13 protein-coding genes and 1 other RNA gene are annotated in these 13,557 nt (G+C 38.2%); 10 read left to right on the top strand and 4 right to left on the bottom strand.

Annotation, left to right across the window (positions count from 1 at the left end):
* Positions 1 to 75: 75 nt before the first annotated feature.
* On the bottom strand, positions 76 to 585 hold the full coding sequence (locus J7R10_RS03025; RefSeq protein ID WP_010705407.1) for a dihydrofolate reductase: 510 nt from the start codon (positions 583 to 585) through the stop codon (positions 76 to 78).
* A complete protein-coding gene (locus tag J7R10_RS03030) occupies positions 582 to 1,376 on the bottom strand; it encodes a thymidylate synthase (protein ID WP_010705408.1) in 795 nt (264 codons plus the stop codon). Before J7R10_RS03030 ends, J7R10_RS03025 begins: the two co-directional genes overlap by 4 nt.
* Before the next feature lie 216 nt (positions 1,377 to 1,592).
* Here J7R10_RS03030 and J7R10_RS03035 point away from each other — a divergent pair, with 216 nt between their 5' ends.
* Positions 1,593 to 2,900, top strand: a complete 1,308-nt coding sequence (locus J7R10_RS03035) for an MFS family transporter (protein WP_010705409.1) — start codon at positions 1,593 to 1,595, stop codon at positions 2,898 to 2,900.
* 498 nt (positions 2,901 to 3,398) lie between these two features.
* Positions 3,399 to 4,706 carry an MFS family transporter gene (locus J7R10_RS03040; RefSeq protein WP_010705410.1) on the top strand — a complete coding sequence of 436 codons (1,308 nt, stop codon included), beginning with the start codon at positions 3,399 to 3,401 and terminating at the stop codon, positions 4,704 to 4,706.
* A gap of 74 nt (positions 4,707 to 4,780) precedes the next feature.
* Here J7R10_RS03040 and J7R10_RS03045 read toward each other — a convergent pair whose 3' ends face one another.
* Positions 4,781 to 5,086, bottom strand: a complete 306-nt coding sequence (locus J7R10_RS03045) for a DUF2853 family protein (RefSeq protein ID WP_010705411.1) — start codon at positions 5,084 to 5,086, stop codon at positions 4,781 to 4,783.
* Between the two features lie 96 nt (positions 5,087 to 5,182).
* Between J7R10_RS03045 and ssrA the strand changes: the two genes are divergently transcribed.
* The 5 genes from ssrA (at position 5,183) to J7R10_RS03070 (ending at position 9,161) form a co-directional block, all read left to right on the top strand.
* Positions 5,183 to 5,537, top strand: a transfer-messenger RNA (tmRNA) gene (gene ssrA, locus J7R10_RS03050).
* A 172-nt stretch (positions 5,538 to 5,709) separates the two neighbouring features.
* The gene (locus J7R10_RS03055; protein ID WP_010705412.1) at positions 5,710 to 6,255 is read left to right on the top strand and encodes an SspB family protein; all 546 of its coding nucleotides are present in this window, start codon (positions 5,710 to 5,712) and stop codon (positions 6,253 to 6,255) included.
* 12 nt (positions 6,256 to 6,267) lie between these two features.
* Positions 6,268 to 6,456: a DUF4169 family protein gene (locus J7R10_RS03060; RefSeq protein ID WP_010705413.1), complete on the top strand. Its 189-nt coding sequence runs from the start codon at positions 6,268 to 6,270 to the stop codon at positions 6,454 to 6,456.
* Positions 6,457 to 6,461: 5 nt separating this feature from the next.
* The gene (locus tag J7R10_RS03065) at positions 6,462 to 6,713 is read left to right on the top strand and encodes a ribbon-helix-helix domain-containing protein (RefSeq protein ID WP_010705414.1); all 252 of its coding nucleotides are present in this window, start codon (positions 6,462 to 6,464) and stop codon (positions 6,711 to 6,713) included.
* A gap of 111 nt (positions 6,714 to 6,824) precedes the next feature.
* Positions 6,825 to 9,161, top strand: a complete 2,337-nt coding sequence (locus J7R10_RS03070) for an ATP-dependent helicase (RefSeq protein WP_010705415.1) — start codon at positions 6,825 to 6,827, stop codon at positions 9,159 to 9,161.
* A gap of 39 nt (positions 9,162 to 9,200) precedes the next feature.
* Here the strand turns inward: J7R10_RS03070 and J7R10_RS03075 are convergent, their stop codons facing one another.
* Entirely contained in the window at positions 9,201 to 9,818 is a 618-nt protein-coding gene (locus J7R10_RS03075) for an LbetaH domain-containing protein (protein ID WP_010705416.1), read from the bottom strand.
* Between the two features lie 139 nt (positions 9,819 to 9,957).
* Between J7R10_RS03075 and J7R10_RS03080 the strand changes: the two genes are divergently transcribed.
* The 3 genes from J7R10_RS03080 to J7R10_RS03090 are packed head-to-tail and all read left to right on the top strand — an operon-like array spanning position 9,958 to position 13,281.
* On the top strand, positions 9,958 to 10,539 hold the full coding sequence (locus tag J7R10_RS03080) for an SCO family protein (protein WP_010705417.1): 582 nt from the start codon (positions 9,958 to 9,960) through the stop codon (positions 10,537 to 10,539).
* Between the two features lie 28 nt (positions 10,540 to 10,567).
* Positions 10,568 to 11,437: a 50S ribosomal protein L11 methyltransferase gene (locus tag J7R10_RS03085; RefSeq protein ID WP_010705418.1), complete on the top strand. Its 870-nt coding sequence runs from the start codon at positions 10,568 to 10,570 to the stop codon at positions 11,435 to 11,437.
* A 17-nt stretch (positions 11,438 to 11,454) separates the two neighbouring features.
* Positions 11,455 to 13,281 (top strand): aminopeptidase P family protein, encoded by a 1,827-nt coding sequence (locus J7R10_RS03090; RefSeq protein WP_010705419.1) that lies wholly within the window; start codon positions 11,455 to 11,457, stop codon positions 13,279 to 13,281.
* The last annotated feature ends 276 nt before the right edge of the window (positions 13,282 to 13,557 follow it).

Raw genomic sequence — 13,557 nt, forward strand, 5'->3', positions numbered from 1 at the left:
CCATTCATCAAATATCAACCATTCACTTAAATACCATAAAATGGCTCTTATCTGATTCCACTTCCATACAAACAATTATTTTCGTTCATAAACCACAAAACGTGTTGGATGACTGTCTTTATCTCCTTCTGGAATATATTGTGTCTGCACAATAGTCCACTTTTCTTTGTCAAAAACAGGAAAAAAACTATCACCTTTAATGGAAGCTAAAACTTCTGTAAGGAATATTTTATCAGCAATACTGAACCCTTGTTGAAAAATTTCACCACCACCAATAATAAAAACCGCATTTGCACCACTTTGAGAAGCTTCCCTTTTTGCAACAGCACAAGCCTGAGATAAAGAGTGGGTCGTAATAGCCCCTTCAGCGATAAAGTCATAATTGCGCGTAATGACAATATTCACGCGTCCTGGCAAAGGTTTCCCAAGAGAATCCCACGTTTTCCGCCCCATAATAATGGGTTTACCAAAAGTCAAAGTCTTAAAGCGTTGCAAATCTGTTGACAAGTGCCAAGGCATCGCACCTTCACGACCGATAACACCATTTTCTGCAACAGCTGCAATTAAACAAATTGGAACAGTCATATTGCTACCGGTGCCTTGATATGTGAGTGTGCTTCATAATTAAGCAATTCAAAATCCTCAAATTTAAAAGAAAAAAGATCTGTTACCGCTGGATTCATATGCATAGATGGTAAAGCATTTGGTATACGAGACAATTGACATCGAGCCTGTTCAAAATGATTAGAATAAAGGTGAGCATCTCCAAGAGTATGAATAAAATCACCTACTTTAAGACCGCATACTTGTGCGATCATCATGGTTAACAATGCATAGGAAGCAATATTGAATGGAACACCTAAAAAAATATCCGCTGAACGTTGATAAAGTTGGCAAGATAATTTACCATCGGCAACGTAGAATTGAAAAAGACAATGACAAGGAGGGAGAGCCATTTCCTCTATCAATGCGGGATTCCACGCAGAAACAATTAAGCGACGAGAATCTGGCGTTTCCTTAATCATAGCCAAAAGATTACTGATTTGATCGATATACTGTCCATCAGGAGCAGGCCAAGAACGCCATTGATAACCATAAATAGGACCAAGATTTCCTTTTTCATCAGCCCATTCATCCCAAATGGATACACCGTGTTCTTTCAACCACGCAATATTTGTATCACCTTTAAGAAACCACAAAAGTTCATAAATAATTGAACGCAAATGCAGTTTCTTCGTTGTTAACAACGGGAATCCCGCCTGTAAATCAAACCGCATCTGATAGCCAAAAATCGATCGTGTCCCAATACCAGTTCGATCTGCACGATCAACGCCCTGATTTAAAACATGCGATAAAAGATCAAGGTAATTTTTCATACAAGTACATATGGCCGATTCTACTGATTAGAGAAAATTAAAATCCTAAAACCTATAAAAATACAATTTAAATCTCTCTCCTAAAACATTTTGCACAAGAAATTATTATGTTCTAATTAAATTTTTGACGCAAAAGATAAAATACTGTAGACAACCCTTAGAGGAATAAATACAGGGGAAAATAATACATGAACGTAGATAAAAAGGGATAGACTTATGGAGAATGAAGCAACTCTAGCACCACATGATACAAGAAACCGTATTCTATCTATTGTGTCCAGCGCATCAGGTAATTTGGTAGAATGGTATGACTTTTATGTTTATTCATTTACATCAATTTATTTTGCATCACAATTTTTTCCTTCTGATGGTAATGTTGTTGCTCAACTCTTAAAAGCTGCTGGCGTCTTTTTCATTGGATTTCTCATGCGCCCAGTCGGCGGATGGCTTTTCGGATATATTGCTGATCGTTATGGACGTAAACAATCAATGCTTATTTCTGTTTTCATGATGTGTGGTGGTTCCTTCCTCATTGCCATATTGCCCACTTATGAAACCATTGGGATAACAGCAGCAATTCTCCTTTTGTTACTCAGAATGCTTCAAGGACTTTCAGTTGGTGGAGAATATGGTACGACAGCAACCTATATGAGCGAAGTTGCCCTTAAAAATCATCGAGGCTTCTTTGGTTCTTTCCAATACACCACACTGATTGGTGGTCAGCTTCTTGCTAGCCTTGTGATATTTATTTTGGCACTTTATCTTACAGAAGATCAATTAAAAGCATGGGGTTGGCGTATCCCTTTTGCTATCGGAGGACTCGCTGCAATTGTTGCGATTTATCTGCGACGCACCCTTCATGAAACAACGACCAAGGAAAGCCGTTCTAAAGAAAAAGCTGGGAGCATTAGAGAACTTCTGAGCAAACATAGAAAAGCTTTTTTTCTGGTTGTGGGTTTTACGGCTGGAGGATCGCTTACATTCTACACATATACAACCTATATGCAAAAATATCTGATCACGACCACCGGATTTGATAAACACACCGCTACCACTGTAATGACTGCTGCACTCTTTGTTTTTATGCTGCTCCAGCCTGCCTTTGGTGCTTTAGCAGATAAAATTGGCACAAAAACTTCACTGATTATTTGGAGCGCTCTATCTATTATCTTTACAATTCCTGGTCTTAGAGTCATTGGGAATACAGATAATACATGGGTCGCCCTATCTATCATTATTGGAATGCTCTGCATTATAAGCTTTTATACATCGATCTCTGGTATCATAAAAGCCGCCATGTTCCCTTCTTCAGTACGAGCAATTGGGGTTGGCCTTTCTTACGCAGTTGCTAACGCACTCTTCGGTGGTTCTGCTGAATCAGTAGCGCTTGGATTAAAAGATCTTGGATACGAATCACTCTTTTATTTTTATATAACTGGCATGATGATAATTGCATTTATTGCTATTCTTTTGATGCCAGATACAAGCAAAGGGGGATATCTTCAAAATGACGATATCCATTAAATTCTTTTACGTTACACATTTATATTACACAAAAAAGCTTAAGAAATTGAGCTTTTCTGTGTAATGAATTGATAAAAATTCCATAAAAAAGAAAATACTATGAAATAATTCGCTTCTTGTAGCTAGCTTATAGAATGAAGAATACGTGTATAAAAATCTGTATTGTTGAATGATTAAATAATAAAAAGTTATACAATTTTCCTACACTCTCCAAACATCCTATCGGCAACTTTTAAAATAGAGATTTAAGCACTTTTTCACGAACATCCCCTCCTGCTTTAAACCTATTTTTCAACGCCTACCCCTCTTTAAATTCGATGTGATACACTTTTATCCCACGACAAAATAAAATCTTTAACAAACACAAACTTATAACCCAAATAAGCCTTCGAGAGCTTTCATAAGAAATTATTATGATAGAATTGAACTTTTATGATACAAATTGCAAAATAAACTTAAATAAAAAAACAAATATAAATTTAAAAAGGGGAACATCTCATGAAAAGCGAGACAACTTTAATATCACAGGATAGAAAAAAACGTATTTTTGCTATCATGTCCAGCGCATCAGGAAATCTCGTAGAATGGTATGATTTTTACGTTTATTCATTTGCGTCTATTTACTTCGCATCCCAATTTTTTCCTTCAGATGGCGATGTTGTTACACAACTTTTAAAAACAGCAGGAGTCTTTTTTATTGGCTTTCTCATGCGTCCTATTGGAGCATGGCTCTTTGGATTTATTGCCGATCGTTATGGACGCAAACGCTCAATGCTTATATCTATTTTTATGATGTGTGGTGGCTCCTTCCTGATCGCCATACTTCCCACCTACGAAACTATTGGAATAACAGCAGCAGTTCTTTTACTTTTAATCCGAATGATGCAAGGACTTTCAGCAGGCGGTGAATATGGTACAGCAGCAACTTATATGAGTGAAGTTTCCCTTAAAAACCATCGCGGTTTCTTTGCTTCTTTTCAATCTGGTACACTTATTACAGGACAACTTCTCGCTAGTTTTATTATATTTATTTTAGCACTCTACCTCACAGAAGATCAGTTAAAAGCATGGGGCTGGCGCATTCCTTTTGTAATTGGTGGCTTAGGCGCAGTGGTTGCGATTTATCTGCGTCGTTCACTCCCTGAAACAACCACCAAAGAAAGCTGCTCTCAACAACAAACTGGCAGTCTTAAAGAACTTTTCACCAAACACAGCAAAGCTTTTTTTGTGATTGCTTGCTTTGCATCAGGGGGCTCTCTCACATTTTATACCTGTACAACTTATATGCAGAAATATCTGATCACAACGACAGGCTTTGATAGACACACTGCTACAACGATAATGACTGCTGCACTTTTTGTTTTTATACTATTCCAACCCATAGCTGGTATCTTAGCCGATAAAATTGGCACAAAAACTTTACTCATCATTTGGAGTATACTTTCTGCTCTCTTTACATTTCCTGGTCTTAGCATAATTGGCAACACACAAAGTACATGGGTTGCCTTGTTCGTCATTATTGAAATGCTCTTTATTATGAGCATGTATACATCCATCTCTGGTGTCGTGAAATCAGCAATGTTTCCTGCTTCAGTGCGAGCACTAGGCGTTAGCCTCTCTCATGCTATTGGCAACGCACTCTTTGGTGGCTCTGCTGAATATGTAGCACTTGAATTAAAAAATATGGGACATGAATCGCTCTTTTATTTTTACATAACGGGTATAATGATCATTTCCTTCATTGCCCTTCTCTTCGTGCCAGATATGAGCAAAGGAGGATATCTCCAAGACAATAAAACCCTTTAAACTTTCTAAACAAAAAAGCCCAATAAACTGGGCTTTTTTGCAATTATTGAGCAAAAATTGAATTTTAAAATTGTTTAAATTTTATCAAGTGCATTTAATTGTTTGGCGACCAAATAATAAAAAGTCATACGGCTTTTTCTGCGATCTCCAGACATCATTTCTGCAACTTTTGAAACAGCCATTTTAGCACGCTGTTCATCAGCACCTAATACATCTTGAACCCATTTTTCAACACGTTCTAATTCTTTTGGATCCGATGTAGCAACGAGCGAAGCATCCTGCTTTTTCATTACCAAAGCTAAACGATGGCTAAGTCGTTCTATTGCAGATTCATCAGGATTTTGATCATATAATTTAATATCGGCTAGATCATTTATCATTCTTTGCCAGCTCCTCTCCAAGAATTGGCGGCTGTATTTTACAACCGCGTCATATAGCTTCATAAATAATTAGAGGATTTAAAATATTAACAACCCCCCCTTTTCTAAAGAGCGTTCTTCATCTATATTTAAAAGGCTGGCTTGCCAGCTATGGTAATAAATAGACAATGAAATAAACTCGTTGGACCCGGGGGCGGTACCCGGCGCCTCCACCAAAATATAAGAAAAAAATTATATTTTGGTGGGGGCGAAATAGGATCGACAAGAGCGTAAAGATTGCTCTTTTACTCGGCATAGTACCACCGTTATCGGACTAAATGAGTAGTTGCAAATGACAACTATGCGGAAGCACGTCTCGCCGCTTAAGGTGGTGTGAATGTTTCAAATTAAGTCTTAAACCGTCGCAGGTTTAAGCGGGGTTCGAAGGCACCTGGCAACAGAAGCCTTCACTTTTATAAATGTTCTTGATTGATATTTCAGGCATTCTTTATCATAAAATTTCTTATTATTTTTTTAGTTAATTTAAATGCATAGTAGGTAAAATATTACTAGCTTAAAAAGATATTCTATTGCACAATATTACGCACGCTCATCTGCCATGTGAAATAAAAGGAAAAACTTCGATGGTTCAAGATCAAATCCGTTACGATATTCTCGTTCAGGATGCACTTCGCGGGGTTATCCGTAAAGTTTTATTAGAAGTTGCTAAAGCAGGTCTTCCAGGAAATCACCATTTTTTTATTACTTTTCTAACAACTGCTCCAGGTATTAAAATCTCTTCTCGACTTAAAAATCGTTACCCTGAACAAATGACCATTGTATTACAACATCAATTCAGAGATTTAAGTGTCTCGGAAACGGCTTTCGAAGTAACGCTCTCTTTCCAAGAAATCAGTGAAAAATTAGTAATTCCTTTTACGTCTATCCAAGTATTTTATGACCCTATCGCATCATTTGAAGCAGCGTTTGATCTGCCCTCAAACCTTACCTCTGGAGAAGATAAAAATTTAGAAAACACTCCAACTTCACCTATCATGCTATCGGATAAACCCAAAAAAGAAAATACACTTCCCAAAAAACAAAATCTTAGCACAAATAAAGACTCCTCAAACAATGATACCAAACAAAGTGCTGATGTTGTTTCTTTAGATTCCTTTCGAAAAAAATAAATAAATTTCCCGATGACTGAACTTATTAACATTCGTCAATTCCAAAAGCAAAAAAAGCGTGCAAAACAAGCTCTTCTTGCAGAAGAAAATCGCTATCGTTTTGGACGAACAAAAACTGAAAAAAAATTTGAGCAAAAAGAATCTTTAAAAACACAGAAATTTCTTGAACAAAATCGTCTATGGTGTGACCAACAAGAGTAAAAACAATGCACGAAGATAATTCCATCGATTGGTCAAAAATGGGCTTGCGGAAAATATCTGTTCGAATTAATGGACATGCAACAAGTGTCTCTTTAGAACAACCATTTCTAGACATTCTTAAAACCATAGCACGCAAAAAGGGTCAATCTTTAGCCTTTATTATTACTGATATTGATAGAAAAAGGCCTCAACAAGTGAATCTTTCGGCTTCATTGCGCCTTTATGCACTTCAAAGCGTTCTTGCTCAGCGTTTGTAACATTTTGTACAATCTCTATTTCCTTCATTCAACCAAAGATCTTGCAGCTTTTTTAAGAAAACTTTTTTAGACCTAGCACTCAGATGAAAAAAAGACTACACAAAAGGTATAATGAATAATTTTCTTGATCACATACCATTCTTTGAAGAAGATAGCTCTCTACCCTCCAACGAAAAGAGCTCTGGAACCCCTATTCACGCTAGAAGAGTAAAAGAAAAAACGCAATGTGATGCCGACTATTTAGAACAACTCAATCCAGAACAGCGACAAGCCGTCATGAATACAGAAGGACCTCTTTTGGTTCTTGCGGGTGCTGGTACGGGAAAAACACGCGTTTTAACGACCCGCATTTCTCATATTTTGCACTCCGGTCTTGCTTCTCCTAAGCAGATACTTGCTGTAACGTTTACCAACAAAGCAGCACGCGAAATGAAAATGCGTATTGGTGCATTTATTGGTGAAATTGTTGAAGGCATGCCTTGGCTTGGAACTTTCCATTCCACCGGTGCAAAAATTTTACGCCGCCATGCAGAACTTGTTGATTTAAAAAGCAACTTTACAATTCTTGATAGCGATGATGTCCTTCGACTTTTAAAACAGCTTATTCAAGCTGAAGGATTGGACGACAAACGTTGGCCCGCACGAAGTTTTGCAATGATGATCGATTCTTGGAAAAATCAAGGACTTTCACCAGAACGCATTTCAGAAAGTGATGCCCATTCCTTTGGAAATGGCATGGGACGTAAACTTTACCGCAGTTATCAGGAGAGATTAAAAACTCTTAATGCTTGTGATTTCGGTGATCTTCTGCTTCATTCAATTTCTCTCTTTCAACATAATCCAGATATTCTTCGCGAATATCACTCTAAATTTCGTTATATTCTTGTAGATGAATATCAAGATACGAATACAGCACAATATCTTTGGCTTCGCCTTTTAGCACAACAATCCAAAGGGCAACATGTAAACCTTTGTTGTGTTGGTGATGACGACCAATCTATTTACGGGTGGCGCGGTGCTCAAGTCGATAATATATTACGTTTTGAGAAAGATTTTCCTCCTGCAAAAATTATTCGTTTAGAACGCAATTATCGCTCAACATCACACATTCTCAAAACGGCTTCTCATCTCATTTCTTATAACCAAGAAAGGCTTGGAAAAACACTTTTTTCTCATCAAATAAATACTGAAGAAGAAAAGGTAAAAATTCATGCTGCATGGGATTCAGGAGAGGAAGCACGTGCAATTGGAGAAGAAATTGAACGCGCCCAACAAAACGGTCATTCATTGAATCATATGGCTATATTGGTGCGTGCATCATTCCAAATGCGTGAATTTGAAGATCGTTTTGTAACGCTTGGTCTTAACTACCGCGTCATCGGTGGCCCACGCTTTTATGAACGAATGGAAATACGTGATGCCATGGCTTATTTACGCGTTGTTTTCCAACCAGCAGATGACTTAGCTTTTGAACGCATTATTAACACACCTAAACGCGGCTTAGGAGATGCAACCCTACGCACTCTTTATGAGAGCGCACGTGCACGCGCTATTCCTCTTTTTTCTGCCGCAGCAGCAATCATTGAAACGGACGAACTAAAACCCAAAGCACGCAGTGCTTTGCGAAGCATTATTGAAGACTTTCGTCGCTGGCAAAATATGCTGCCATACACCCCCCACAGAGAACTTGCTGAAACAATTCTTGAAGATTCAGGCTACACAGCTATGTGGCAAGAAGATCGCTCCCCAGAAGCACCAACACGGCTAGAAAATCTCAAAGAAATGATCCGCTCTATGGAACAATTTGAAAGCCTTCACAGCTTTTTAGAACATGTTGCCCTCGTGATAGATGCTGAAAATAATGAAACCACCGATGCGGTCAACATTATGACACTTCATTCTGCAAAAGGGCTTGAATTTGAAACCGTTTTTCTGCCTGGTTGGGAAGAGGGACTCTTTCCCCACCAGCGCTCATTGGATGAAGGAGGCCGTTTAGGATTAGAAGAAGAACGGCGACTAGCCTATGTAGGTCTGACAAGAGCAAAAAAACATTTGCATATATGGTTTGTCTCTAATCGAAAAGTTCATGGACTTTGGCAACCTGCACTTCCCTCCCGTTTCCTAGATGAATTACCAGCAGAACACATAGAAGTTGTAGAAATGGGAACATCTTATGGCGGTTATGGAAAATCCCCTTTTAAAGATCATAATTCCTTTTACAATGATTATGCTCCATTAAAGCAAAAGCGTATACAAAAGAACATTGAAGGAAAAGTCATCGTTCAACCAGTTGCTGAAACTTCTTCAAACTTTTCAATCAATGATCGGATTTTTCATATAAAGTTTGGTTATGGTCGTATCACAGCAATAGATGACCATAAATTAACCATTATGTTTGAAAAAGCTGGAGAAAAGCGTGTACTCGACAATTTTGTAAGCAAGGCTTAATAAAACATAATAAAATCATTTTTCATTTTATTTTGAACCTTACTTCCTTTTTTCAATAAAAATCTCGATGGGAAGGTTTTGCATATCGGGTAATGCATTGTAAATTTTATCAAGCGGCCAATTCCACCAAGCCATTTCCAAAAATGTCTGAATGACATTATCAGAAAAACGCATCCGCAACCGCTTTGCAGGAACGTCAGTAACAATCGTATAAGGTAAAATATCTTTTGTGATAACAGCGTTAGCACCATGTCCAATTGTTACCCCAGGCATAATAACCGCACCATATCCAATCCATACATCATGCCCAATGCTAACACGTTTTACACCACGTCTTTCACGAAAGGAACTCTCTAACGGCATATAGCGGAAATATTCGTTAGGGCGATATGTTATTTTATGCGTCAAAAGAAGTTCTATGGGACGCTCTAGTGCATTAATACAGACATAAGATGCAATAGAACAAAAACGCCCAATATCGCCATAAATAGCTTCACTGTTACGCTCAAAATAAGAAAAATCTCCAACGCTTACATCTCGCAAAACGACCTTCTCATTGATTTCCACATAGCGTCCCAATTTACAACCATGCAGCCGTGCTGTCGTATGAATACGAGGCTCACTCTTATGAAATCGAAGATCTTTCTCAATATCCATTTATCTTTCACCAATTGTTTTTCCGTAAATAACATGAAAAAACATACCGACAAGCAAAACAAAATCAACCATGAAACAAAGATTGCAAAGTTAACACACCAATGTTACAATTTCTCGATCTACCTAAGAGAGTCAGACTATGAAAAATGTAATACGCATCTTCGGGATAACAATCATATTTCTTGCAGGCATTTTCATTTACGATGCATTAAGAAATAAGCCCTTAGGTGATGATTTTATACTCACTGATTCCAATGGAAAAACGATCACCGAAGTTGATATTCGAAGCCAGCCTTCAATTATCTTCTTTGGCTTCACCATGTGCCCTGAAAGCTGCCCTACCACATTGATCAATCTTGATCGGTGGCTAACAGCCCTTGGCCCAAAAGCTGATAAATTAGGAATATGGTTTGTTACTGTTGACCCTGAACGTGATACACCAGAAGTACTCCATAATTACCTCAGTAATTTTAACAATAAAATTATTGGTATTAGTGGAGATCCTGAAAAAGTCCATAAAATGGTAGATTCTTTTAATATCGTTGCTGAAAAAGTACCAGGAACAGACGGAAATTACACTTATAACCACACAGCAGCAATTTTTTTACTAAAAAAAGGCGGAAAGCTCGCTGGTGTTATTCCTTATGACACCAAAGAGAGCGATACTGAAATAAAAGACAATATCGCTATTGAACAGCTGAAAAAACTTGTCTCAAACTAAATAAAAGCCGATTAAAAGAAAGAACAAAATGTCACAGCAAATTCGTCTGTATTATACTGCTTCTAAAAATGAAGCAGAGCGTTGCTACATACTTATGGAAAGAGCCTTTGAAGACGAAGGATATCCTCTCGCTCTTACTGAAATAGATGAAAAAAATGCTGTATATGAACTCTCTCTTTATGTGGATAAAGAAAACTTAGAGAATGCTTCCAAACAATTTGCGAATATTCTTTCTATAGATTCTGAAAAAATTAACCATGAAATTTTACCCAATATTGACTGGGTTAAACAAAGCCTTGAAGGACTAACACCTGTGCGTGCTGGGCCTTTTTTTGTACATGGAAGCCATAACCGAAACGATATTCCAGCCAATGTTTTGCCTATTGAAATTGAAGCTAATCAAGCTTTTGGTACCGGACATCATGGAACAACAGCTGGTTGTTTGGAAATGATTGCCAAAGTGATGAAACACGAAAATCCTAAAAATGTTCTTGATCTTGGCACTGGTAGCGGTGTACTCGCCATCGGCATTGCAATGCTCAAACCTATTTGCGTACTTGCATCCGATATTGATCCCACTGCGATTCAAGTCGCACAGCACAATATCGAACTCAATGGCGTAAAGGAATATATTACAGCTGTTACAGTAACGGGTTTTTCCCATGATAAAATTGCATCACGAGCCCCCTTTGATCTTATCGTTGCCAATATCCTTGCTAATCCGCTTATTGAACTTGCACAAGAAATGGTACAAGCACTCCAAAAAGGTGGATCACTGATACTGTCTGGAATTCTTGAAGAACAACACGCCTATGTGTTGGAAGCTTATATAAAGCAGGGTTTAAAACATATTGAAACATACTACCGTCAAGGATGGGTTACGATACATCTGAAATAAATGAAAAGGACGTTGTTATGTATCAATCTTTTGAGGCAACAACAAATCCAGCCCACGCTGCAGAACGCATTTTCTCTCTTCGGAAAGAACTTGATCGCCTCGGGCTAGATGGCTTTCTTGTCCCACGTGCTGATAAACATCAAAGCGAATATGTTCCCCCACATGCTCAGCGCCTTAGTTGGCTTACGGGCTTTACTGGTTCATCGGGTACCGCACTCATTTTAAAAAACAAAGCCATTATATTCACAGATGGACGCTATACACTCCAAGTTCGCCAACAAACTGATCCGCACATTTTTGACTATGAAGACCTCGTAACTTGCCCTCCCTCACAATGGCTTGAAAAAAATGGGCAAAAGCTTTCTATTGGCTTTGATCCATGGCTCCACACCATCACTGCCACCGATACATTGAGAAACGCATTAGAAACTAAAGCAGGTGGAAAACTTGTAGCACTTCAACAAAATCTCATTGACCTTATCTGGCATGATCAACCACAATTGCCACAATCTGCTCTATCAATTCATCCTCTCAAATATGCTGGACGCGATACAAATGAAAAGCTGACTTTAATTCAGCAAAATATCAAGCAAGCCAATGCAGATGCTTTTATTTTCACAGACCCCTCCTCTATTGCATGGACATTCAATATACGTGGCAATGATGTGTCCAATACACCTTTTGTCCTTTGCTTTGCTCTCATTCCTATCGAAGAAACACCTATTTTATTTCTTAACAGCAAAAAATTAGAGATAGAACAGAAACAATATCTAGAACGTTATGCAAAATTATATGAACCAGAACAACTGATTGCAAAGATCAAAGATTATGTTCAAAAAGGAACAGTTTTTGCTTTAGACCCACGGCTAACATGCGAAAAGTTACGCACCGTTATTGAACAACAAGGGGGGGCTTTCCTTACGCTTACTGATCCCGCTGCTCTACCACGCGCCATTAAAAATAGCACAGAACTAAATGGTGCACGCAAAGCGCACTTGCGCGATGGTGTAGCTCTTACTCGTTTTTTTTCTTGGTTAGATAAACAAACACCAGGCACAATGAGTGAAATTTCTGCTGCTCAAAAATTAGAAGAATTTCGCATAACGACAGCAAAGGAAATGGGAGAAAAACTTGAAGATCTCTCTTTTGATACAATCTCAGCAGTAGGGGCAAATGGTGCTATTGTCCATTATCGTGTAACAACCCAAACAAATAAAAAGCTCAATGCTGGTGAACTTTATCTTATTGATTCAGGTGGACAATACCGTGATGGTACAACAGATGTTACACGCACAGTAGCAATTGGCAATATTGGAGAAGAAGAAAAACGCTGTTTCACACTTGTTCTCAAAGGCATGATTGCACTTTCAACTGCTTGCTTTCCCAAAGGGACACGCGGACAAGATCTTGATAGTCTCGCACGCATCGCCCTATGGCAAGCAGGTTTTGATTATGCCCATGGCACTGGTCATGGAGTTGGATCTTATCTTTCTGTCCATGAAGGACCACAAAATCTTTCGCGCAATGGGTGCCAAGAATTAATCCCTGGAATGATTATTTCTAATGAACCTGGATATTATCGTGAAGGTGCTTTTGGTATTCGTATTGAAAATTTACTCATTGTAAAACCAGCACAAAAAATGAACGGTGGAGAGGTAGAAATGCTCTCGTTTGAAACACTTACAAATTGTCCCATTGATCGACGCTTAATTCTCCCAGAGCTTTTAACACTACAAGAACGAAAATGGCTTAACGATTACCATGCACATGTCTATCAGGTTAATGCACCTTACTTAAATGAAGAAGATAAAAAATGGGCTAAAGAAGCAACAATGCTTCTTTAAGTGAAAGAGCACAAACATCTTCTTCCTCTTCTTATAGAACACTGTACCTTCTTTTTGTGAAAGAAAACCTGTATGCTGTTAGGAAATACAAAAAATATTTCTCTAAAATACTTCAAGTTTTTTGCTGGTAACGCTAAACTCGCGTGGAACAAGTAGAATAAACTTGCAAGTGAGAGTGCTTTGACTCCTATCCCATCAACTCCAGACAGTTACATCCCCCCTTTTCTTTATAGAAACTTTTATTATATCATCATCCTGAAGGACAATGTTTTACAG

The sequence above is a fragment of the Bartonella vinsonii subsp. berkhoffii ATCC 51672 genome (assembly GCF_902825225.1).
Classification (GTDB): domain Bacteria; phylum Pseudomonadota; class Alphaproteobacteria; order Rhizobiales; family Rhizobiaceae; genus Bartonella; species Bartonella berkhoffii.

Excerpts from the sequence above, each read along its gene's own strand:
- J7R10_RS03035 (WP_010705409.1), top strand. The coding sequence starts at position 1,593 with ATGGAGAATGAAGCAACTCTAGCACCACATGATACAAGAAACCGTATT.
- J7R10_RS03085 (WP_010705418.1), top strand. The coding sequence starts at position 10,568 with ATGTCACAGCAAATTCGTCTGTATTATACTGCTTCTAAAAATGAAGCA.
- J7R10_RS03070 (WP_010705415.1), top strand. The coding sequence starts at position 6,825 with ATGAATAATTTTCTTGATCACATACCATTCTTTGAAGAAGATAGCTCT.
- J7R10_RS03090 (WP_010705419.1), top strand. The coding sequence starts at position 11,455 with ATGTATCAATCTTTTGAGGCAACAACAAATCCAGCCCACGCTGCAGAA.
- J7R10_RS03075 (WP_010705416.1), bottom strand. The coding sequence starts at position 9,818 with ATGGATATTGAGAAAGATCTTCGATTTCATAAGAGTGAGCCTCGTATT.
- J7R10_RS03030 (WP_010705408.1), bottom strand. The coding sequence starts at position 1,376 with ATGAAAAATTACCTTGATCTTTTATCGCATGTTTTAAATCAGGGCGTT.
- J7R10_RS03025 (WP_010705407.1), bottom strand. The coding sequence starts at position 585 with ATGACTGTTCCAATTTGTTTAATTGCAGCTGTTGCAGAAAATGGTGTT.
- J7R10_RS03040 (WP_010705410.1), top strand. The coding sequence starts at position 3,399 with ATGAAAAGCGAGACAACTTTAATATCACAGGATAGAAAAAAACGTATT.
- J7R10_RS03065 (WP_010705414.1), top strand. The coding sequence starts at position 6,462 with ATGCACGAAGATAATTCCATCGATTGGTCAAAAATGGGCTTGCGGAAA.
- J7R10_RS03080 (WP_010705417.1), top strand. The coding sequence starts at position 9,958 with ATGAAAAATGTAATACGCATCTTCGGGATAACAATCATATTTCTTGCA.
- J7R10_RS03045 (WP_010705411.1), bottom strand. The coding sequence starts at position 5,086 with ATGATAAATGATCTAGCCGATATTAAATTATATGATCAAAATCCTGAT.
- J7R10_RS03055 (WP_010705412.1), top strand. The coding sequence starts at position 5,710 with ATGGTTCAAGATCAAATCCGTTACGATATTCTCGTTCAGGATGCACTT.
- J7R10_RS03060 (WP_010705413.1), top strand. The coding sequence starts at position 6,268 with ATGACTGAACTTATTAACATTCGTCAATTCCAAAAGCAAAAAAAGCGT.